Source organism: Photorhabdus namnaonensis, assembly GCF_001684335.1.
GTDB lineage: Bacteria > Pseudomonadota > Gammaproteobacteria > Enterobacterales > Enterobacteriaceae > Photorhabdus > Photorhabdus namnaonensis.
Genome location: NZ_LOIC01000088.1, coordinates 133,510 through 156,679, shown reverse-complemented (window position 1 = coordinate 156,679; position 23,170 = coordinate 133,510). Strand labels below are relative to the sequence as shown.

The following is a 23,170-nucleotide window of genomic DNA, read 5'->3' as shown; positions in this document are numbered from 1 at the left end:
ATTTTGTTAATAAAATGTGGATCATTGGTTTTGATGGAATGATGACTATTTCGCATCAGAGAAGCTTGTCACTTTTCGCAGTGAACAATGACGAAATCAGCATAATAGAAATGGCAAACTTTAAAACTGAGAGACTTTGATGGAGTCAATAATTCCTAAAGAACAGAAGTATTAGTAAAACAGCAAATTACGCCAGCCCTATTGACTGCCGAAAATCACTGGGAGTGAGTCCAGTTGACGCTTTAAATTGCCGGGTAAAGGCACTGTGATCCGTATAACCACATTGCAAAGCGACATCTGTGATAGGTAATGCTGTAGCCAACAATTCCGAAGCTTTTTCAATTCTAATTTTGTGGATCATTTGCCGAGGCGTCAGGTGAAAGATGCGTTTACAGTAACGTTCCAATTGAGCAACCGAGAGACGTGTTAAATGAGTTAGCTCTTCGAGACGAATTGTTCGATCAAAATTTTCACGAATATAATCATCAACAATAGCCAACTTTTGGTACACAGGGTGATTTTCCTTAACTTCCATCAAATCATGAGAAATTCCCGCCATACCAATAACCTGATTATGTTGATTATACAATGGCAATTTATATGTCATGCACCAACCTGCTTTGCGTCCATGATAAAAATGGAGTTCCAGTTGGTTTTGGATAATTATCCCCTGATGTAACACACGCAAATCCTGTTCGGTGTAACAACTGCCCATTTGTGCAGGAAAGATTTCGGAAGAAGTCTTACCGAGTAGCGAAGAGATAGACTTAAATCCGCAGCGTGTGGCTAGCGTAAGGTTCGCAATGAGATAACGTGCTTTGATATCTTTGATAAAGAAAACCACGCTGGGGATTGCATTTAACAACGGTGTAATTAAGGCAACCGCATTGAGAATATCTTGCAAGTTATTGGGTTTGTGATTAACTAATCCGCTACAAAGCGCCGATAAAAACTCAACATTACAAGCATCATGACCATTTGTGCCAATGCCGTTTTTTTCATTGTTCTGATGTATATTCATCATCGATATCTCCAGTCCATGACCAAAAAAATGGGATTTTTGACTCATGTTTAGTTATTCACCTTGATTAAAAAGATAAATATCAGATTCAACGTATTAGCAATATTCAAAAGAACTATTTTATATTCATGTGATAATTGTCACAGAAAGTTATTCCAACCACTCTTATTTATCTATTTGATTTTATAGATTAATTTATAAATTTTTCTGGTAAAAACAAAAATAACACTCATCAGGTTTATTTATAATTTTTCATTTTATTACCTTTACTCTATTGGAATGTCTCTATGATATTAAGTGACTTTTTCGTTGTGCTGATTTCAGCATATTGCAATATGAAATTCATCAAGCGGCAAACGAAATAGTACGCCACCATTGATTAAAAATACGTTAATTGGGTGGCTTTATGGCGGATAAACATGATTATCAGATTGTTCGCGTCATTGATTCACACACGGGTGGAGAACCTACCCGCACGGTAATCGAAGGATTTCCATCTCTTGGCAAAGGAAGCGTCGCCAAACAACGTCAACGCTTTGAAGCCGAATTTGATCACTGGCGCAAAGCCCTCATTCTTGAACCAAAAGGGAATGATATGTTGGTAGGCGCACTTTTATGTCCGTCTACTGTACCTGACGCCGATATGGGGGTGATCTTCTTTAATAACGCGGGATATTTAGGCATGTGCGGCCACGGCACTATGGGCCTTATTGCTTCGCTCTATCATCTGGGCTGGTTGAACCCTAGCAAGTATAAAATTGAGACCCCTGTTGGGATTGTAGAGGCAGTGCTCCATAAGGATGGAACAGTGTCTGTTTATAATGTCCCCTCTTATCGTTATCAGCAAAATGTCACCGTGAACGTGCCTGGTGTAGGTGATGTTAATGGAGATATTGCTTGGGGAGGAAATTGGTTTTTTATGATCGGTCAGCATGACCTGCTTCTAACCCCCCACCATATCGATGAACTCACGCAATACAGTTGGGCCGTTAGGCAGGCACTGGAACAAGCAGGAATCACCGGTGAAAATGGTGAGTGTATCGACCATATTGAATTGTTCGCTCCTGATAACGATACAGATAGTCGTAATTTTGTGTTATGCCCGGGGAAAGCCTATGACCGTTCACCGTGCGGCACTGGAACAAGTGCTAAATTAGCCTGCCTGGCAGCGGATGGAAAATTACAGCCGGGTGAAATTTGGCGTCAATCCAGCATTATTGGTAGTGTTTTTGAAGCCCAATATCAGTGGGTTGGTCAGAAAATTGCCCCGGTGATCCGGGGAACAGCGCATGTTTACGGTGATAACAAGTTAATCATTACCAAGAGCGATCCTTTTGTCTGGGGAATCAATGTATGACCCCCTCCCAAATATCAGATGTCATTATCGTTGGCGCTGGCATCATTGGAGCCGCGTGTGCTTATCAGTTGGTACAAAATGGTTTGAGAGTTGCTGTAATTGATGATGGCGGTAAAGGGGCGACACAGGCAGGGATGGGGCATCTTGTGTGTATGGACGATAATCCTGCTGAATTGGCGCTGAGTAGTTACTCATTAGAGATATGGCGAACATTCACCCCACATATGCCAGAAAATTGTGCATGGCGTAGATGCGGCACACTTTGGCTGGCGGATGCAGAGCACGAAATGGAACTGGCAGAGGAAAAAAGCGCACGCCTTACCTCCTATGGAATTGAGAATACGCCAATGACAGCGACACAAATTCATCAAGTGGAACCGATGGTGAGGAGTGGGATTGCCGGTGGTTTGTGTGTTCCTGGGGATGGAATTGTCTATGCACCGAATGTCGTACACTGGTTTCTTGCTAGCTGTAATGAAAAGATTTGGTCAATTAAAGGACAGGTGCATACCTTAGAGCCTCAAACCGTTGTGCTAAGTGATGGAAAGAAATATTGTGCGCCGAGGATATTGCTAGCAAATGGGCTGTGGAGTACACATCTGTTACCTGAATTACCGATTGTTCCTAAAAAAGGGCAACTGGCGATTACAGATCGTTATCCAACCTGCATCACACATCAACTGGTGGAATTAGGGTATAGCGCCAGTACACATACCTCGAATGATACGTCAATCGCTTTCAACGTTCAGGCCCGCCCCACTGGTCAGCTTCTAATCGGCTCTTCACGTCAGTTCCATAACGAACAACACACTATTGATCTCGCCCTACTCCGTTCTATGTTCCAGCGTGCACTTCATTTTTTACCTCAGCTTGGTCAGATGAATATTTTACGTTGTTGGTCTGGCTTTCGGGCTGCGACTCCAGATGGCTTGCCGCTATTGGGACAACATCCTGATTACGAATGGCTATGGCTAGCTGTAGGCCATGAAGGACTAGGTGTGACCACCGCACCGGGCAGCGCCAAAATCATCTCTGCATTGATGCTGAATAGAAAAACGGAGATTGATCCACTGCCTTACCAACCGACACGCTTTACTGCCATGACTCGCCAGAGGTTGCCATGACACTCAAAAAACCACCCTTTACTGCTTTGTTTATTGATGGAGAACTGATCACGGTTCCTGCGGGGATTACTGTTGCGGCGGCGCTAGCTTATACCGGCGATGAACATTGTCGTATATCTGTATCACATCAACTGAGAGTACCTTTTTGTGGTATGGGGATCTGCCAGGAATGCCGTTTGATGATTAATGGTCGCTGTCGTGTAGCGTGCCAGACAGTTTGTGAAATGGGTATGAAAGTCGAGAGGATCTGAACATGGCAACACCATCTTCTTCTACGGTATCGCGTTCTGCGGTATGGCACTGTGATGTACTGGTTGTTGGCGCAGGGCCGGCAGGATTGGCTACCACGCAGGCTGCGATACAAGGGCGACAATCCGTTATCCTGATTGATGATAATCCCAAAGCAGGAGGACAAATTTGGCGCCAAGGGCCATTTCATACATTATTGACACCGATGGCGAAACGTTATTTATCGGTACTATCAGAAGATGCATTAATCTATTTATCGGATTGTAAAGTGCTCGCAATAGACAACCAATGTGTGATTGTTGAAATGGCAGGTAAACACCGAATGGTTCATTACCAACGCATCATACTTTGTACCGGCGCCAAAGAAAAATTACTTCCCTTTCCCGGATGGACATTACCGGGTGTCACCGGCGCAGGCGGATTACAGGCGCTGATAAAAAGTGGTCTCCCCATGACGGGTGAACGTGTCGTTATTGCCGGCAGCGGCCCCCTGTTGCTCGCAGTGGCGGAGACAGTAAAAAAAGCGGGTGGGAATGTGGTTGGTATCATTGAACAAGCGCCTTTACACCGCCTATTCTCATTCAGCTTGCGACTGCTGCGCTGGCCAGACAAGTTGTATCAAGCCATCTCTCTCATGCCACTTAAAAATTATTACCAAAACAGTATGGTGTTAGGAGTGGAAACTTCGACAGAAGGAACATTGACAGGAGTGTATATCAGCAATAAAGGGCAAAAACGGAAATTATCCTGTACGCGTTTAGCATGCGGTTTTGGTTTAAGACCAAATACAGAATTGGCGCAATTGCTTGGTTGTTTGCTGGATGAACAAGGAAATATCCAAGTAGATGCGTGGCAACAGACAACTATACCTGGTGTATATGCAGCGGGAGAATGCACAGGTATTGGCGGCAGTGAACTTGCATTTTGTGAAGGATTTATTGCCGGGTTTGCAGCGAGTGGTAAATACACGCTGGCTGAAAAATGGCGGCGGAAACGCATAAAATGGCAACATTTTGCCACAGCGGTAGCACAAACGTTTAAATTAAACAAAGAGATCACACAAGCGCTTCCCCCCGATACCTTGATCTGTCGTTGTGAAGATGTAAGTTTAAACGAACTTGAACCATTTCAAGATTGGAACAGTGCAAAAATGGCGACGCGGTGCGGCATGGGAGCTTGTCAGGGAAAAATCTGTTCTGCCATTCTCCACGATATCAAACATTGGGCAATACCATCCCCTCGCATTCCCCTATCACCTGTTAGTCTTGAAACGCTGGCAGCCGAGATCTCCCTTCAAGAAGGAGACACTGCAAGAGACAGGGAAGACAATTCCCACTAAAAATCACAGCTTGTTTGGTCGCCTTTGCTATGATTCACATCGAAAATCATTAAAACCTGTAATGAATACTTTAAAGATTAAGGTGTGGACATTTATGCATAAGACAAATGGAACGATTTTAGATGTACCGGGTATTAAAGTTGGGCATGCTGAAGACGAGTTGCAACAAACCGGTTGTAGCATCATTATTTTTGACAACGGAGCTGTTTGTGGCGTTGATGTCAGAGGCTCTGCCCCGGGGACAAGGGAAACCGAGCTTTTAGATCCCATTAATACTGTTCAGAAAGCCAACGCGGTAGTGCTAAGTGGAGGTAGTGCTTTTGGATTAGATTCCGCCTCTGGCGTAATGCGCTATCTTGAAGAAAGAAAAAAAGGTTTTGATGTTGGTGTCACTGTCGTACCTATCGTTCCTGCCGCAATAATTTTTGATCTAAACTTTGGCGATCCTGCTGTGCGCCCTGACGCTAAAATGGGCTATCTTGCCGCGCAAAACGCTTCTATAACCCCTTTTCTATCGGGAAATATTGGCGCAGGCGCCGGGGCTACTATAGGTAAAATGGCCGGTTTTGACAAAGCCATGAAAGGCGGCCTTGGGACCGCATCGGTTAAATTACCTGGGGGACTGACAATTGGCGCAATGGTTGTTGTGAATGCTGTCGGGGAAATCAGAGACCCTAAAAATGGTAAAACCATTGCAGGCGCATGTGATAAAAACGGTCATCTTATCGATCTCATGCCCTACATTATGAAAAATAATAAAGATAATAATTTCATTCAGGGAGCAAATACGACTATTGGCATAATTTGTTGTAACGCCAATATGAATAAAAGCCAGATGAAAAAAGTTGCCCAGATGGCTCATGATGGTCTGGCGAGAACGATATACCCCGTTCATACCATGAGTGATGGAGATACTATTTTTGCAGCAGCAACAGGTGGTGTGGACTCATCGGTAAATACGGTTGGTATTCTCGCGGCTGAGGTCATGGCTGCTGCGGTTCTAGATGCCGTAAAATCAGCTAAATCAAAATTTGGCGTTAGAGGTTATGCCGATTTAGCAGATTAAAAAACACGGGGTTATGGTTACATTAGAAATTAACCTGGCTCCAGCGACGCGCCAAATGCCATCGGCGCTAATGGAAGCGAACGATACCTCAATCAGTAAATTGACGTTATTATCACCAAATTGGACTAATTCATAAACTACTGCTATAAAAATTAGTGTGGCTTGATATAACTTTTTTTTATTATAAACGGTTGAGGTATAAGATATGACATATGCAATGTTGACATTAAGGCGAGATCTAGAGTCGCTAAGTTACAAAAAAAAGGTCAATCCATTCTTGTGGGAACAAGATAAAGATGTTGTTCATGAAAATCTTTCCAGTCAGTTCCCTGGCAACCAAAGACGTAAGAATTATCTTAATGATCTAACCGAGTATTGCTGGTTAGTTTATCGTAAAGCCCTTTCAGCAAATGGACCGATGCTAATTGGTCGAGTTAGCGATGTTCAACAGGATAGATTGCTTAAGCCACTCGGACTCGGCCGAGAAAAAAGTGAGAATTCATGGAACCCAAACGCCCAGGGGAATATTTTAATGGTAGATAAATGGACCGATGTGATAAATGATTGTTGGGTACTTGGTGGTATCCATAGACATGCAGATTTTCATCTAATGTCGGCCGAAGCCCCGTCTAATTTATGGAATCATGAACAGGGCTACCATATCGTTACCGCGAGAGAGATATTAGGTCTTCTCAATTTTGGGTATAAGCGTGAAAAACATGGGAAGCAAGTGATTTATAGATGTAAAAATCCCTCTTCTGCCGATAGAGCAAGCCTTCTCCCCTATAGGATCTTAATGAAAAAAGCGATGGGACAAGGGCCTTCTTCAATTACAAAGCTTATTTCTGAACAAGTGACCGGCTTTAACGAGGAAATTAGAGCATTCGATTATTCCAGCTTAAAATCCTTTGAAAATAATATTGCAGCGCGATGAAATTCATAATCTATAATGTCTTATCACCCTTTTGACTCATTCGTCAAAAGGGTGATTGCGATCTCTGATGGATTATTCTGAATCACTTTTAACCTACGTAAGGTAATTTCTTCTAATCCCCCCAAAGATCATCCCCACGGACCTCCTCATACAGAACTTGATGTCGATAAAATCAACTGGGGACATATGCTAACATCCATTTGTTATCATCCACGATCCGGCCTTACCTACATGAATAATCCAATCAAAAGGTTAACATTATGTCAGACATTCGCCTGTATATGCTGCAAACCGGAACCATCAAATGTAAAGTTCACTACATCAAGATGAATCAAGGCAACGGAGCCGATTATGAAATTCCGATTCCATTTTTCTTACTCACTCATCCTAACGGTCATACGCTAATTGACGGCGGCAATGCAGTTGAAGCCGCAACTGACCCCAAAGGCTACTGGGGAAATATCACCAAAGCTTACTGGCCGGTGATGCGTGAAGATGAAGGTTGTGTCGCTCAAGTGAAAAAGTTAGGTATTGATCCCGCAGATATCCGCTATGTGGTGCAATCCCATCTTCATCTCGATCATACCGGCGCAATAGGACGTTTCCCTAACGCGACACATATCGTACAGCGACGTGAGTATGAATACGCCTACACACCAGATTGGTTTTCCGCTGGTGGTTATATCCGCAAGGATTTTGATCGGCCCGGTCTGAAATGGGAGTTTCTCGATGGGGAACGCAATGACATGTTTGATGTTTACGGAGATGGCGCATTAAAAACGGTATTTACTCCGGGACATTCGCCAGGGCATCAATCACTACTGGTGACCCTGCCGAACAGTGGCAGTTTGCTGCTGACGATTGATGCCGCTTATACCCTCGATCACTGGGAAGAACGTGCATTGCCGGGGTTTCTCACCTCTACCACTGAAACCGTACGTTCGGTACAAAAACTGCGGCATCTAGCCAAACGCACGAATGCAATTGTAGTAACAGGGCACGATCCGGATGCCTGGCCAACATTCCGTAAGGCGCCGGAATATTACGATTAACTCGAATTCATCAATACAAAATAGCCAGAAACTAGAAAGTAGACGTTTCTGGCTTGGCTCTCATTTTACGAAAGTTTAACTTACTATCCGAGAATAACTGTTATTCTTTCCCTTCCCCTCTTAGCCAATCATTGACAAAAGAGCGAGCATTTTCAGATTTGAACCCAATTGAAGATATACCGGTTGGCTTCCATAAAAGCTCAATAACACGCACCTTCTGGTTATAATCAAGGGTATTAAACAGTTGACTTAACTGTTCATCTAAAAGCAAATCTCGATATTGAAAAAAACATTCATCATTGAATTGATCACAACATCCAGCAAAAAGCTTACTGCTGTTTTCACGATTTAACCCACAACATCTCACATGCTTAAAGCCAAATTTATAATAAAAATCGCATATCTCATCATATCTATATGCATTAACGATAGGATTCAAAAATGCATCCACATTAACAGCAATCTGATCAACACTATCATCTAAATGATTAGCTGTACTATCGCCATATTGATTCCGACTTAAGTTTTCGCATAGTTTATTCATTAAATCAGTATGTAAAAAATATTCTTCTACATGAATTTGTTTTGCAAAAATCTGCAAAAGCTCACGCTGCCTCAATCGTTCATATTCTCCTATGGCATTGTATAGCCAAATAAGTGCGATACCCTCTTCATTTAATGAACGTGAAGCCGTTAAAAAACCCTCTTGTGGACACTCCATATGATGGATAACGCCGGTAGAAACAACAACATCGAATTGATTATCTCGTGTTAGCTTCTCAATCATATTATTTTCTAACGTGACGTTATTCAACTGATGATAAGAAATTAGCTTATCTGCTATCTCTAACGCTTTATCCGTCATATCAACGCCCACAAATTGGGTATCGGGATACATACTTGCCAGCCCTACCAAACGATGCCCTGTGCCACACCCTAAATCGAGCACATATTTTCCCGTTAAATAACCCGGCTTAAATATAAGCCCTACAACCGATGCCATATCATAAATAAGATTATCTCCAATGACAGAACTAGGATATGGATATCGGCTATACATCGCTTTGACGTCCTGATTACTCATATTTATCTCCTCGAACAAAATGGTAAATCAGTGGTAGTCGCTCACAATCATGAATATGAATAACAATATAGCGGTCACTTTCATCGAATCCATGTTCAGCGTTAGCTCTCTGGCTTTCATAACATGGTGAACAGTCCGAGTTACGTTTTCCGACTAAATCTAACCATCCCCGGTTTTTCAGTATTAGAGACAAAACCCGGATTTCCAGCACCTGGTCTCCAACTTACTTTCATTTTCGCGCCAACCCGGTTATAAAATTTTTCCAATTCATAAATATCGTTTGCTATGGTCCATTCCCCCTTACTGACAATAGCAACGGGAAACTCCCCAGGTTCAGCAACAGCTTTAACAATCCCGCCACGCTTCCTGACTTCTTCCCTTTCTTTGTCCATAGCGAAAGCCGGGTAATTTACTTGAGGACCATGCCTGATAACATTATGTTCTATATCATCAAATGGCCGGTTTGAATCACATTGGGCAATACGTTGGTTAATGTGATTGATTATTTTCATCTCTTCTAATGAAGCAGATGGAACTGAATGTGGTTGAGTCGTAAAACTAATCATGTCATGCATATCATAGTCACCCGTAAAAGGCAGCGCGGCCCAGTTTTCTTTTCCTTTTAATGAAGACAGACTTGTTTCGAGATTATTCAAATCTATTGGATAAATGTTTCCATTGATCAATCCACCTGAGAACCCGTGGCGACTACTCATATACATGCCTTGAAGATGACCACTTTCTTTATCCCAGTGACCAACATAGCCTTCAATAGACTCCTTGCGCACTTTATCTATGACATCTGAAGCCTCATCTCCAAAATAAGCTTTTCTAATTGAACCCGGTTTAATTGTTTTTTCAAGAATATCATGTCCTTTCGCTGCGGCGCCTTTACTCAGCGCTTTCAGAGTAGGTCCACCTGCTGCACGAAAACTGACAGCAAAATTACCCTCTCTGGATGCTTTTTCAATCGCCTCCATATGTCCTTCCCAAATAAACTCTCTCTTAACCTGCTGGCGAACATTGGAATTATTCCCAAACATATTTATAAACCCTTTAAATAATTAAAGTTCATAATAAAATGAACATCACTTTTGAATATCAAACACTTTATGTGTTATCTTCATATACGAAGAAGTTTTAAACTAAATTAATAATCACATCACGATTAAATTTTAATTTTATGACAAATCAGAAACTGTAAATACAAAACTACAAGCTCGCTTCTTTAATTTAATATTATTTAATAAACAGTAATATAGATTTTTTATCAGCTATTTTTATGAAAAAACAGATTACCTTGCTCTATTTCTAGATAAGGTATATTTTTATTTTAAATACTACAACAAAAATCATGTCTATGATTAGATAATATCAGATAGATATAGTCTCACCTGATCTAGCCAGAATCTCTCGTACCTACAACTAGAGAAAATATTATGCACGTTGGTATTCATAACATGACGCCAATGACAGGCTCAGGAGCGAACACAGCGCTGCGAGATGCTCTTTTACTCACACAGAAACTTGCCAGTGTAGCGTCGGGCCACCAAGAGTTAATCAAGGCAATTTCAGATTATGAGCGACAAATGCGTGCATATGCTAATGAAATCGTTGGAATTTCACTGCGCAGCGCTCAGAACGCTGTAGTACATTTTTCAATACCACCACCAAAACAACGGCATTTGAGCATAAGAAGAAAAAATACATCTCAAGGTTATCAACACCGGCGTTAATATTCCGGGTAAATTATCATACCTGAGCTAATTCCATACCATTACTCTAGATATATTAATTACAATAATAAGAGCGAGGTGAAGATAAAAATGATCCGCCACCAGTATATATCATACTGGTGGCTTAGTTTAATTAATTACGCAATTTTTACCCACGGATAAGTATCAGATGTTCCTCCGCCATCCGGCACGGTACCTCTATTCCACCATTTAGCTTGCCAATTTTGATTGTTCCAACTCACTCTATCGCCAGTCTTATATGCCTTATTTGCATCCCAGACAGGGTAATCGCCCCCTGCATCTGGATTAACGGGATCAACCGGTTCAACATTAATACCCTTGAAATAGAATGGCGCCATATCTATTTTTTTCGTGATTAACTCACAACCAAGACCTTCTCTGGCCGCATTGACCAATAAACCACGATCTTGATCTGCGGTCCATGTAAATATTCCCCCCAGATTCTTTTCTAATGCATATTGTGCTTTAGCCTTAACAGAGCGAGGGGTATCAAGAGAAATAAACAACTTGCTCTCCTTATTATAGAGATAATCAGCATCTGCTATTTCATCGGTATACAAGTCAAAATTATTTCTCCCTCTTTTTTCTTCCAAATCTAAATAATTATATATCGTGTCGTACCATTCTATTGTCCCTGATTCAAATGAACCGGTTGTTGTAATCTTCGGATCTTTTTTCGGGACATAACCAGGATCATAACTGCCAGATAATGGAGAATAACTATCAATAACCGTATTTCTGCCATTGCGTGAATAGCCAGTGTAACCAATATTGATTGCAGATGCCGGCACACCAAGACCCAATAAATACTCAACCGCTTTTTCCACACTATTATCACCGCTAGGATAATCACGGAGATTAGTATGATGTAACAACCTTTCAGCCCACGGAGTACCAAAGAAATCATAGGTCATAACGTTAATACCATATAACCCAACTTGCAGTAATTCAGGTATTTTTGATTTTTCCATTTTCTCTGGTACCGCCGAACAAGCGATACTTATTTTTATATCTGAACGCCCTGCTTCTTTAAAAGCAGCAGTTAAATCTTTAATTAAACTAACGTAATAATCGCCATCGTCTGGCGCATATATGTTACCTTCATTTCCAGCAACGCCGGGATACTCCCAATCAATATCAATTTCGGTAAACATAGGGAAACGCTGAAATATATCAACTAGACTCGAACAGAAATAGGATTTTAGTGTCTCGTCTCTGACCATATTATAAAAGCCATTACTCATGGTCCAACCACCAACACTAAATGACATAATAAGGTCATGGCCTTGAGCTTTTGCAGCTTGTTGAACTTTAGCCAATCCACCTAATACGCCCATACTTTTAGATTGATCAAAATCCCTTGGCATTTGGATATCTTGCCAACCAGAATAAGTACAATTCTGATAAGATTGGCAATCTCCCCAAGCATCTGTGAATGTTACTTCTCCATTATTAGTGCGGGCAAATAACGGCGCTTGCTCTTTAATTTGCTGCTTCTTTTCACCCTCATCACCTAATATTCCACAGAAACCAATAACTAGTTTATCATAAGCAAAAGGATTATCTAAAAGGTGCTGTAAATCTATTCCTCTACCTCGATGAATAGGATCTTGATTTCCTTGTAATCTACCATCATATTGAGACCAATCTGTATAATAACCAAAAACTTTAGGTTTATTTCGCGTGTCATATTTATTGTAGACTGGTAATGCGATTCTTCCCGATGTGTAACTGAAATTTATTGTTTCAGTTGATGGATTGAAATTATCTATCTTATAAGACTGTTCACTAAAAGAATCTGTCTGGATTATTTTTGACATAAATCACCTCGACTAGATATCAATTTATTTTTCGATGAACACTCCAATTGCTTTACTTGCGTGGTAACATAATTACATTCTAGTTTGTATTCTTAGGAAAACAAATAATTGCTATTTGTTTTATGATTAATGGTCAACTCAAATTTATGTCAACGGAATTTATATTACCGAGCATTTATTATCAGATGACAAAAACAAATAATTGCAAATTGCAAATATATTAACCGTCATTATTACAATTATCTAACTCAATTAAATTTGTAAATTAATTTTTACGAGCCATCTATTTTAATTTTATTTTTAATTGACTATTTTTTATATTTTATATCTATACTGATTTGTATCCTGAGGGGTGTTCGTTTCTTTGAAATATTATTACCATACTTATATATGGAGATTAAAATGAAAGCTAAAGATGTTCAGCCAACCATTATTATTAATAAAAATGGCCTTATCTCTTTGGAAGATATCTATGACATTGCGATAAAACAAAAAAAAGTAGAGATATCAGCGGAGATCACTGAACTTTTGACGCATGGTCGTGAGAAATTGGAGGAAAAATTAAATTCAGGAGAAGTTATATATGGTATCAATACAGGGTTTGGGGGGAATGCCAATTTAGTTGTGCCATTTGAGAAGATCTCAGAGCATCAGCAAAATCTGCTCACTTTTCTTTCCGCTGGTACTGGGGACTATATGTCCAAACCTTGTATTAAAGCGTCACAATTTACTATGTTACTTTCTGTTTGCAAAGGCTGGTCTGCAACCAGGCCAATTGTCGCTCAAGCAATTGTTGATCATATTAACCATGATATTGTTCCTCTGGTTCCTCGCTATGGCTCAGTGGGTGCAAGTGGTGATTTAATTCCTTTATCTTATATTGCACGTGCATTATGTGGTATCGGCAAAGTTTATTATATGGGTGCAGAAATTGATGCTGCTGAAGCAATTAAACGCGCAGGATTGACACCATTATCGTTAGAAGCGAAAGAAGGGCTTGCTCTGATTAACGGCACACGAGTAATGTCAGGTATCAGTGCAATTACCATCATTAAACTGGAAAAACTATTTAAAGCCTCAATTTCGGCTATCGCCCTTGCTGTTGAAGCATTACTTGCATCTCATGAACATTATGATGCCCGAATTCAACAAGTCAAAAATCACCCAGGTCAAAAAGCGGTGGCAAGTACATTGCGTAATTTATTGGCAGGTTCAACTCAGGTTAATTTATTAACTGGGATTAAAGAACAAGCCAATAAAGCTTGTCGTCATCAAGAAGTTACCCGGCTAAACGATACCTTACAGGAAGTTTATTCAATTCGTTGCGTACCACAAATATTAGGTATAGTGCCGGAATCTTTAGCTACCGCTCGGAAAATATTGGAACGCGAAGTTATCTCAGCTAATGATAACCCACTGATAGACCCAGAAAATGGCGATGTTCTACACGGTGGGAATTTTATGGGACAATATGTCGCCCGGACAATGGATGCGTTAAAACTGGATATTGCTTTAATTGCCAATCATCTTCACGCCATTGTGGCGCTTATGATGGATAACCGTTTCTCACGTGGATTACCTAATTCACTTAGCCCGACACCCGGCATGTATCAAGGCTTTAAAGGCGTCCAACTTTCTCAAACCGCTTTAGTCGCCGCAATTCGCCATGATTGTGCCGCATCGGGCATTCACACTCTCGCCACAGAACAATACAATCAAGATATTGTCAGTTTAGGTCTGCATGCCGCCCAAGATGTTTTAGAAATGGAGCAGAAATTACGTAATATTGTTGCAATGACAATTCTGGTAGTTTGTCAGGCCATTCATCTGCGTGGCAATATTAGTGAAATTGCGCCTGAAACCGCTAAATTTTACCATGCAGTACGGGAAATCAGCTCTCCTTTGATCACTGATCGTGCATTGGATGAAGATATAATCCGCATTGCGGATGCAATTATTAATGATCAACTTCCTCTGCCAGAAATCATGCTGGAAGAATGAAAAGAAAATCACTGAAAGTTTTTCAACCATCGCTTGACTAAAAATACAGAACCCCCTTTACTGAGGTAGAAATAGTGTAAGTAAATAAGGGGTTTTGTATGATCGTTTTTGTGACAGGAGCAACTTCAGGTTTTGGTGAATCAATTGCCAGAAGATTCATTCAAAACGGTGCTAAAGTTATTGCGACTGGACGACGTAAAGAACGGTTAGAGAAATTAAAAGCTGAACTAGGTGATAACTTTTACTTTGTTCAATTTGATGTCACTGATCGGGCAGCTATCAATCAAGTTGTAGAACAATTACCAGAATCACTCCGTCATATCGATATTTTAGTCAATAATGCAGGTTTGGCGCTTGGATTAGAACCTGCTCATCTGGCTAACCTGGATGACTGGGAAATAATGATTGATACCAATGTCAAAGGGCTTGTCAATATGACCCATGCTCTGCTGCCTGGAATGGTAGCAAGAAATCATGGGCATATTATTAACATCGGTTCTACCGCTGCAAGTTGGCCATATTCCGGCGGGAATGTTTATGGCGCAACTAAAGCCTTCGTCAAACAGTTTAGTTTAGGCTTACGGGCGGATTTACAGGGAAAAAATATCCGTGTTACTGATATAGAACCCGGTTTAGTGGGTGGAACTGAGTTTTCTTTAATCCGTTTTAAAGGCGACAATGATAAAGTAAATAAAACCTACGATGGCACCCAGGCATTAACCGCTGAAGATGTCACCGAAGCTGTTTTTTGGGTAGCCAATTTACCTGCCCATGTCAACATTAATACATTAGAAATGATGCCAGTTTGCCAATCATTTGCCGGACTTAGTGTGCATCGAAATGAATAATCACATTCTTCTTGATAATTTGTTGAACATCTTGCTGCTATCTTATAATTTATCTATCTGATAGTTTCTTATTGCGCCATCTAAATTGGCTCCATCTCTTTCAAGAGGATAAAAGATGAATATTTGTAATTCTTTGATATTAAAAGCTATGCCAGCTATCGTTCTGGCAATACCCTTGTTATGGCAAACGCCGGTATCGGCGGCGACTTGTACTGCCGGAAGTACCTGTGTCACCGTGAATGGCAGCGGAGATTCTGTGCTCGATAAAGAAGCCGCCCGTCAAAGCAAAGAACAATGGGATGAAACCAAAAATCTTCGCACTAAAGTTAATAAACGTGCCGAAAAAGAGTTCGACAAGATCGATAAAGCCATTGATGCTCGTGATGCATGTATGAAAAGTACCAATATCAATGCTTACTGGGAACCCAATACCGAACGTTGTTTAGACAGCAATACAGGTATGCCTATCAGACCGTAATATAAAGGTAATGATAATGAAGATGAAGATGAAAAAAGCACTTTTATGCAGTGCGCTGCTCTTTACCCTACCCCCATTTGCCCTTGCTGCACAAGCTTCATGCGAAAGCGTGAAAGAACAAATTGCGCAGAAGATTATCAATAATGGTGTGCCGGAATCTGGCTTTAAATTGGAAATTGTTGCTAATGACCACGTTGAACAAGCCAGTAGTAAAATCGTTGGGCATTGTGAAAATAATGCCAAAAAGATTGTGTATACCCGGCAAGGAAACCAATCCCAACCTCATCCGACCGCCAAATAGACCCACATCATCTTTCTGAAGGAAAACACATACAGTTCAGAGAAAATATTACGCCAATATTTTACCATTGATGAGTAGAGGTCGAGGCCATGCGCTTCGGCCTTCATATTATCTCTCAGTGAACAGAACATTAGTGGCGTTTTCCATAGCAAGTTGTTCCTGCATGATAACCCTAATATAGTTTCATATGTAAACCATTAGTTTTTTTAAAACTGACAATCCAAATAATCAACTCTAATATCATAACGTTTTGAAACATAAATATTTGCCGAATAATTATGATGAGTTAAATATCTTATTTGCTCAAAAAATCATATTAAAATTTTAAAATAGGAGACCGTTATGAGTAATCTTATCGCCAAGAAAATTCTCTCTATCATGGTGTTTTTCACAGCATTAGCGATATCAGGATGTAACGCTGTCGCAGGAAATCAAACAGAAATTGAGAGTTTTAATGGTAACAGCAGCGAGCAATATGTAAAAATTTATTTGCATAATAATACATCACATTTATTAGTGGCGGAAAAAACAGACTTACTTTGGGGAAGCTGGATTGAAAGCCCATTGTCATCAATATCCGCATATAGTCGCGATTCATTTGCCTCAAAAGGTAAGATTCTTAGTGGAACTGAGGGAGAAGTTATTTATCGTTTATCCAATAGTGAGAGTAAGTTAAATGTTCGCTGGAGTCTTTCATATTGGGGTGCTCAGAACTACAATATCTATCTCTCCGAAGTACCCGCTAATTATAAACTTGAGAAAACAGTTAAAAGCTCACCTTCTTCAGGTATAAAAATTGATATTTATCTCACTGAACAAAATATAGATAGCAATTATAAAATTGCCGTGATGTCAGATCCTCAGCCGTGGCGTTTAGATCCTGAAAGAGGTGATCCTAATGCCGACAAAGAACCGTGGGAAGAATTAAATAGAAAAGTAGCAAACAGTATCAATAGTATTTATGAAAGTAATCATCTTGTTTTTGGCATCGTTAATGGCGATCTTACCGAGTTTGGACGTGCTAGTACCAGAAGAAGCCTTGAGAAGATATATACATCAAAAATTAAATTCCCACTATTTATGGGATTGGGAAATCATGATTATGCAAATAATGTTAATGATTGTACTTACCCCGAAGGTCTTGATTTCAGTCGTAATGCCTGTGCTAGATCCGCTGTATTTGATATGGCAGAGAGAATAAATGATTATAGTAAACAATTAAATAATTTCTCCTATGATTATGACAATGAAGCATGGAAAGGCAGTTTATCTTATTCATGGGATTTTGGTGATATTCATTACGTTCAATTGCAAAATTATCCTACTTATAGTGTCAATTTGAACCACTACATCAGCCCAACCGTTTACATTACAAAATCCCTTGATTGGTTGGAAAACGATCTTAAATCTGCTCAAACCAGAGGAAAGGCTGTGGTTTTAAATTTTCATGATGGGTATGACCATTTTATTGACAACAGTAGTTATGCTGAAAAAGAAAAATTTAAGTCACTGATTAAAAAATACAACGTTATGGCTGTTTTCGTTGGACATTCACATGTTCTTAAAGAATACAACGCCCCCATATTTGGAAATGCAAACGTCTATGACAGCGGAGCGCTATTTAAAGGTGATTTCTTTATCATTAATGTTAACAAAAAATGCATGACAATATCTGCATATAATGGAATAGATGGTATTCCCAGATTTGTTAAAAAAATGACAAGTGTTTGTGGAAAATAGCGATCAAACCTATTATATCGGTCTAAAATTTTAGATTAATAATAAACCTCACTTTTTCTCAAGTGAGGTTTTCTTATTGATTGCTTATATACCCAATGGATTTCAAGATGCAGTTTTTAGCACCTGAAAATGGTCGTTAATTCCAGACAGCAGCGAGTCCGCTATATCAGGTAGCGTTGTGGTAAAAAATTTGAATACTTTGTCTCGAAATTCATGTTTATCAGCGAAATAACGGTTATTTCGAACAGATTCATTCATAACCTTCCATAATCGTTCTATCGGGTTTAAATTTGGGCTATATGAAGGAAGGTAATGTCACTCAATGTTGCTAACATAAGCCTACTCCTCCACAAGACGAGCTTTGTTGTCACCCGCACCATCCACAATAAGATGAATTTTTTAATATTTGCCATTTATTAACCATCCTGAATTCGATGATAGGAATATTTTTGATATTACGTCACAAATATCACCCGCTAAACTTTAATAAATTTACCCGCTCTTAATTAATAAAACCGACAAAGAAAAAAATAACTTGCATAAAATAACTTATTTTGGTAGCTATAATTGAGAATACTAATGTCAACAATGAGGGCAAACTGAATGACTAAATTCATCCTTACGCTGTCTATTATCCTTGGTCTTACAGGGTGTGTTTCGCAGAAACAACCACTTTCTCTTGATTACATCGCAGATAATGAAACATTTCATTTATCCAAACCTTGTATAGAACAAGCTCTTCCTGTAGGAGAAGTCGGTGATGATTTAGCTGTGAATGCTAATAACATTTTTATTAAGGTTAAAAAAGGACTGAATTGTAGTGACCGGTTCAAACTTTTTTTAGCAAGAAACTTAGGGAAAGAGTTGTTTATTTACTTTGACGGTAAGCCAGTCATAAAAACCAGACTTGTTTCTATGATTCATCCAGAAGAAGGCTTCCATCAAGCAATAGAATCGAAATCATTGTCAGATGGAATTCTTAGATCCTTGAATTAATGAAAAGCCTATGGTTGCTACTCTTGTGTTTCATTTATCCATCAAAAAAAGCAAACCATAGGCTCAACTTTAAGCGTTGTAAATGATCCTAATGACTTGACCTATAGAGTAACTTTTAAACCTAATACGATCCGTACCAGCACCATTATTATCCGTAATTTGATGTGATCCAGGTCCCGTTGTACTTATTCGTTTCACTCCAGTCGATACGGGATATTCAATTTCAACACCAAAAGCTGATGGGGCCGATGAGTCGGTATCAAAACTTATGGTATATACTGAAATTCCTGAATGCATCCGAAGATCAACCCACGGTCCCCATGTTAATGGCGGTGCCCAACCTTGCCTTATCGTCATAACAACCTCCTTCCCAATCAGACCATAATTACGAATGGTATTTATAAGATAGACTGTCACAGCATATATGCACATTTTTTTATGTATTTTTTCAGTATATATCACATCCTTGTGTGATTTATATAAGTGAATTCAAAAATTATCGCTTTTATCAGAAAAAAACCAAAATCACGGTTTATAAAAAACACAAAATAATTAGACAGAAAATTAACTAAATTATAATTAATATAAAATTATAACTCATTATAGTAATATTTTATGTAGATTAATGAGTTATTAAATGATATATATCCAAAATGGAGGAAGGTAATGATCTCCATTTCGGATAAAATCAAGCATCTTCAATGATTACGGGTATATTTATGTATATTGGCTCTCTATACCAACTTCACTCTCACTTCCCCCAACTTGTTTAAATATAGTGGCGACATCCAAGTAGCAGGATAAATCTTTCTCTTCGGGGCGTAAAATATAAGGAATTTCACCTAATTGTGGCGCATCAATGTGACGGCGTAACCTGTCCATCACTTTTGTATAGTGCGATAAACCAGGATTAATTCTGTTTGCTACCCACCCAACTAATTGCAACCCATCATTTATTATTGCCTGCGCAGTTAAAATTGAGTGATTTACACAGCCAGGCTGAATACCAACAACTAAAATGACCGGGATTTTTTCCCGAATCACCCAATCAAAATAAAAAGTTTCATCATCCAGTAATACACGCCAGCCACCGTTACCTTCAATAATAACACGATCTGCTTTATTACTAAGATTATTCAATCCTTCTTTCATCTGTTCGAAATCAACCTGATTTCCTTCACAATACCTGCTTTTCCAGATAACTGGGTTAATTTCTTCATATTTAAGCGAAACGGGAGAAGAGTTTTGCAGAATTATGCCATCTCGATTACGCATACCTTCTTCTGTTTCATACCCTTCTGTGGCTATAGGTTTATACCCTACCGCCGTTGCTCCATCGCGATTAAAAACTTGTAATAATGCACGGGTAACAACCGTTTTACCTATGTTGGTATCTGTCCCCGTAACAAATAGGCGCGTTAACATAAATTCTGTTTTCCATAATGACAGATAGAATCCGGTTAATGAGCGCTTAAGTCTAGAGGATGCAACGATAAGGGAGATTGCGTTAGCTCAATGTTTTGTTTAATTGTTACGTCAATTTAGCAAAAAAATCGATATAAAAGTTAATATTAAAACCAGAGAATTGATCTCCAACATATTATCCTTTCATTAAATTGATTAATAATGAACCATCATATAAAGCTTTTTTAACTGATGCTACCGCAGATAATGTACCTGAATTATTGAATTTTGTCGCAACTAACTCAATTTGTTTGCTATAAGCAGGTAAAGAGTGTCGTTGAATACATTCATTAATCACCGGATACAAAATTTGTTGTGAAGTATTAAGAGGGGAACCTATCAAAATTTTTTCTGGGTTAAATAAATTAACCATAATTGCGACAATATGACCAATTTTCACCCCGATATCGCGAAGAATATCCATTGCCAAAGTATCGCCGTTATTAGCCGCCTGACAGAATGATTCAATAGTCAGTGGCTCACCGTTCAGTAAAGAATCTGGTACCACTGTCAACTGCTGTTTTGCTCTGGATAAAATATGACTAATACCCACAACCGTTTCCAAACACCCCAAATTACCGCAATAGCAGCGTTCGCCATCAGGTTCAGCCTGAATATGTCCTATCTCCATTACACCACGGTTGCCAGCATGTAATGTTTGCCCCGCAATAATCACGCCAACGCCAACATATTCATCAATGACCATTTGGATAATATTCTGACAATTTTTTGCCGCGCCATATAATGATTCAGCTATCGTCCAAGCGGTTATTTCATGTTGAAGAAATACCGGTAATCCAGTACGACGATGCAGATATTCACCGATGGGTAATCCCTGAACCTGATAATAAGGGAAACTGTGGATTAAACCTTTGGTCGGATCAACAATGGCATTTATAGTCATGCTAATTGCCGTCAGACGCTCAAGACGAGATTGATAGCGGCCAAAAAATGCATCAATCTCGTCAATAATACTATCTAAAAAGGATTTTTCCTTGTTGACCGGTAATGGCAATACATCTTCAACAATTAACTTGCTGCTTAAATCACGCAGTCCCAATATTAAACTTCCCAAGTTAATGCTGACACACAGGAAATGCCAACTTTCAGAATCAAGCTCCAACCCAGTCGCCGGACGCCCTCTGAATCCTAAATCCAGAAATTCCGTTTCCATGACTAAGTGCGCATCGACTAATTCACGGACAATCTTAGTAATACTGGCTGGAGCAAGTTGAGCTTTTTTGGATAGCTCAATACGGGAAATTGGACCATATTGATCAATTAACCGATAAACATTACCAATATTAATCTGTTTTATCTGATCAATATGCCCCGGTTGTCCATCCATTATTCATCCTTTTGCGCTCTAATTAATTCATGTTTCAAAATAATTGTTGGCTGATTATGTCGAGGTTTTAGGCAAAAAGTATGATTCTTTCAGTAAATATGTGATATTCAGCACGAAATTTAGCTGATTTCTACTTATTTTTTCCATTTAATATATTAGATATGAGTAGGTTTATCAGCCTGTCCGCTGCGGCCGATATTGGCCGATTTTTGTGATTGACCAACCAGACCTCAGAGCAAGAATGGTTACTAACTAATGGAATATACTGGACACCATCCACTTTCATTCGGGTGAAAGATTCAGTCACAACACTGACGCCTAATCCCGCGGAAACCAGCCCAAGAATGGTCATTGCTTCGCCTGCTTCCTGTGAAATCATCGGTATCACGCCTGCTTGAGCAAGTAATGTCATGATTTCATCATACAAAGCAGTCCCTACTTCGCGTTCAAAAAACACCATCGGATAATCTGCCAACATTTCGAGCTTTATTCCCTGCGGAGCATATTCCAGTAAAGGATGTCCATCATAAACAGCAAGCATAAAAGGTTCTCGAAATAATAGCCGATACTCAAGATTATCTGGCAACTGGGTATTACGCATGATGCCAACATCGAGCCGACCAGTCAGTAATGGCGCAATCTGCTGCTTAGTATTCATCTGATGCATATGAATAGCGACCTCCGGGTAACGCTCCCGAAATTGCCGTAAACTCAGAGTAACCTTATGCATAAAGGGCGTCGTAGAGGTGAAACCGATAGATATTTCACCTAATTCTCCTTTTTGCATTCTTGCTGCTTTAGTTGCGGCGGCATCAACCTGAGCCAGGATCTGATAAGCTTCTTTCAGAAACATGTTACCTGCCGGCGTCAAGCTCACATTACGGTTATTACGTTCTAACAACCGCGCATTTATACTATTTTCAAGTGATTGAATTTGTTGGCTTAATGGAGGCTGTGAAATATTAAGCCGTTCTGCCGCACGACCAAAATGTAACTCCTCCGCCACTGCAATAAAATAGCGTAAATGCCGCAATTCAATAGCCATAATCACCTTTGAGATCTAATAGATATTATTATTAATGATTAATATATTAGACAAAATATTTTGCAATTCATATGCTTGATCTTCATAAAAATACCAGCTAGCTAATGAGTTAAGTAAGGAAATTATGTGAGCGCCAGTCCTAGCAG

The 23,170-nt window shown here is 39.6% G+C and carries 21 protein-coding genes and 2 pseudogenes; 14 read left to right on the top strand and 9 right to left on the bottom strand.

The window, feature by feature from the left end:
* Positions 1–187: 187 nt before the first annotated feature.
* On the bottom strand, positions 188–1,024 hold the full coding sequence (locus Phpb_RS19795) for a helix-turn-helix domain-containing protein (RefSeq protein ID WP_109396687.1): 837 nt from the start codon (positions 1,022–1,024) through the stop codon (positions 188–190).
* 403 nt (positions 1,025–1,427) lie between these two features.
* On the opposite strand from Phpb_RS19795, the gene Phpb_RS19790 reads away from it, so the two are divergent.
* The 7 genes from Phpb_RS19790 to attM all read left to right on the top strand — a co-directional run bounded on the left by Phpb_RS19790 (position 1,428) and on the right by attM (position 8,142).
* Positions 1,428–2,378: a 4-hydroxyproline epimerase gene (locus tag Phpb_RS19790; RefSeq protein ID WP_065391857.1), complete on the top strand. Its 951-nt coding sequence runs from the start codon at positions 1,428–1,430 to the stop codon at positions 2,376–2,378.
* Positions 2,375–3,502, top strand: a complete 1,128-nt coding sequence (locus Phpb_RS19785; RefSeq protein WP_065391856.1) for an NAD(P)/FAD-dependent oxidoreductase — start codon at positions 2,375–2,377, stop codon at positions 3,500–3,502. The genes Phpb_RS19790 and Phpb_RS19785 overlap by 4 nt, the downstream gene beginning before the upstream one ends.
* The gene (locus Phpb_RS19780; RefSeq protein ID WP_065391855.1) at positions 3,499–3,753 is read left to right on the top strand and encodes a 2Fe-2S iron-sulfur cluster-binding protein; all 255 of its coding nucleotides are present in this window, start codon (positions 3,499–3,501) and stop codon (positions 3,751–3,753) included. The genes Phpb_RS19785 and Phpb_RS19780 overlap by 4 nt, the downstream gene beginning before the upstream one ends.
* A 2-nt stretch (positions 3,754–3,755) precedes the next feature.
* On the top strand, positions 3,756–5,090 hold the full coding sequence (locus tag Phpb_RS19775) for an FAD-dependent oxidoreductase (RefSeq protein ID WP_065391854.1): 1,335 nt from the start codon (positions 3,756–3,758) through the stop codon (positions 5,088–5,090).
* Positions 5,091–5,184: 94 nt separating this feature from the next.
* Positions 5,185–6,156, top strand: a complete 972-nt coding sequence (locus Phpb_RS19770) for a P1 family peptidase (protein ID WP_065391853.1) — start codon at positions 5,185–5,187, stop codon at positions 6,154–6,156.
* A gap of 205 nt (positions 6,157–6,361) precedes the next feature.
* Positions 6,362–7,090, top strand: a complete 729-nt coding sequence (locus Phpb_RS19765; RefSeq protein WP_065391852.1) for a hypothetical protein — start codon at positions 6,362–6,364, stop codon at positions 7,088–7,090.
* A gap of 260 nt (positions 7,091–7,350) precedes the next feature.
* Positions 7,351–8,142, top strand: a complete 792-nt coding sequence (gene attM / locus Phpb_RS19760) for an AttM family quorum-quenching N-acyl homoserine lactonase (RefSeq protein WP_205634811.1) — start codon at positions 7,351–7,353, stop codon at positions 8,140–8,142.
* Positions 8,143–8,242: 100 nt separating this feature from the next.
* Here the strand turns inward: attM and Phpb_RS19755 are convergent, their stop codons facing one another.
* Both Phpb_RS19755 and Phpb_RS19750 read right to left on the bottom strand, forming a co-directional pair.
* A complete protein-coding gene (locus tag Phpb_RS19755; protein ID WP_240492624.1) occupies positions 8,243–9,226 on the bottom strand; it encodes a class I SAM-dependent methyltransferase in 984 nt (327 codons plus the stop codon).
* A gap of 140 nt (positions 9,227–9,366) precedes the next feature.
* The gene (locus Phpb_RS19750; RefSeq protein ID WP_065391851.1) at positions 9,367–10,269 is read right to left on the bottom strand and encodes an Insecticial toxin; all 903 of its coding nucleotides are present in this window, start codon (positions 10,267–10,269) and stop codon (positions 9,367–9,369) included.
* 405 nt (positions 10,270–10,674) lie between these two features.
* Between Phpb_RS19750 and Phpb_RS19745 the strand changes: the two are divergent.
* Positions 10,675–10,962, top strand: a pseudogene (locus Phpb_RS19745) (FAD-dependent oxidoreductase); the annotation flags it as partial.
* A gap of 137 nt (positions 10,963–11,099) precedes the next feature.
* Here the strand turns inward: Phpb_RS19745 and Phpb_RS19740 are convergent.
* Positions 11,100–12,803: a glycoside hydrolase family 18 protein gene (locus Phpb_RS19740; RefSeq protein WP_065391849.1), complete on the bottom strand. Its 1,704-nt coding sequence runs from the start codon at positions 12,801–12,803 to the stop codon at positions 11,100–11,102.
* A gap of 402 nt (positions 12,804–13,205) precedes the next feature.
* Between Phpb_RS19740 and stlA the strand changes: the two genes are divergently transcribed.
* From stlA to Phpb_RS24630, 5 genes are all read left to right on the top strand, one after another.
* On the top strand, positions 13,206–14,804 hold the full coding sequence (gene stlA / locus Phpb_RS19735; protein WP_065391848.1) for a phenylalanine ammonia-lyase StlA: 1,599 nt from the start codon (positions 13,206–13,208) through the stop codon (positions 14,802–14,804).
* A gap of 98 nt (positions 14,805–14,902) precedes the next feature.
* Positions 14,903–15,652, top strand: coding sequence for a bifunctional NADP-dependent 3-hydroxy acid dehydrogenase/3-hydroxypropionate dehydrogenase YdfG (gene ydfG, locus Phpb_RS19730; RefSeq protein WP_065391847.1), 750 nt, complete (start codon positions 14,903–14,905; stop codon positions 15,650–15,652).
* 115 nt (positions 15,653–15,767) lie between these two features.
* Positions 15,768–16,130 (top strand): DUF1283 family protein, encoded by a 363-nt coding sequence (locus tag Phpb_RS19725; protein WP_065391846.1) that lies wholly within the window; start codon positions 15,768–15,770, stop codon positions 16,128–16,130.
* A 28-nt stretch (positions 16,131–16,158) separates the two neighbouring features.
* On the top strand, positions 16,159–16,431 hold the full coding sequence (locus Phpb_RS19720) for a DUF1161 domain-containing protein (RefSeq protein ID WP_082302652.1): 273 nt from the start codon (positions 16,159–16,161) through the stop codon (positions 16,429–16,431).
* A gap of 342 nt (positions 16,432–16,773) precedes the next feature.
* Positions 16,774–18,171 carry a metallophosphoesterase gene (locus Phpb_RS24630; protein WP_082302648.1) on the top strand — a complete coding sequence of 466 codons (1,398 nt, stop codon included), beginning with the start codon at positions 16,774–16,776 and terminating at the stop codon, positions 18,169–18,171.
* A 102-nt stretch (positions 18,172–18,273) separates the two neighbouring features.
* Here the strand turns inward: Phpb_RS24630 and Phpb_RS24625 are convergent.
* Positions 18,274–18,570 (bottom strand): annotated as a pseudogene (locus Phpb_RS24625) (transposase); the annotation flags it as partial.
* Positions 18,571–18,774: 204 nt separating this feature from the next.
* Here Phpb_RS24625 and Phpb_RS19710 point away from each other — a divergent pair.
* Positions 18,775–19,167 (top strand): hypothetical protein, encoded by a 393-nt coding sequence (locus Phpb_RS19710; protein WP_065391845.1) that lies wholly within the window; start codon positions 18,775–18,777, stop codon positions 19,165–19,167.
* 69 nt (positions 19,168–19,236) lie between these two features.
* Here the strand turns inward: Phpb_RS19710 and Phpb_RS27310 are convergent, their stop codons facing one another.
* From Phpb_RS27310 to Phpb_RS19690, 4 genes are all read right to left on the bottom strand, one after another.
* On the bottom strand, positions 19,237–19,524 hold the full coding sequence (locus Phpb_RS27310; protein ID WP_065391844.1) for a colicin Z C-terminal domain-related protein: 288 nt from the start codon (positions 19,522–19,524) through the stop codon (positions 19,237–19,239).
* Between the two features lie 360 nt (positions 19,525–19,884).
* Positions 19,885–20,592, bottom strand: a complete 708-nt coding sequence (bioD, locus tag Phpb_RS19700) for a dethiobiotin synthase (RefSeq protein ID WP_065391843.1) — start codon at positions 20,590–20,592, stop codon at positions 19,885–19,887.
* Between the two features lie 175 nt (positions 20,593–20,767).
* Entirely contained in the window at positions 20,768–21,979 is a 1,212-nt protein-coding gene (mlc, locus tag Phpb_RS19695; protein ID WP_065391842.1) for a sugar metabolism global transcriptional regulator Mlc, read from the bottom strand.
* A 130-nt stretch (positions 21,980–22,109) separates the two neighbouring features.
* Positions 22,110–23,024 (bottom strand): LysR family transcriptional regulator, encoded by a 915-nt coding sequence (locus tag Phpb_RS19690; protein ID WP_065391841.1) that lies wholly within the window; start codon positions 23,022–23,024, stop codon positions 22,110–22,112.
* Positions 23,025–23,170: the final 146 nt, after the last annotated feature.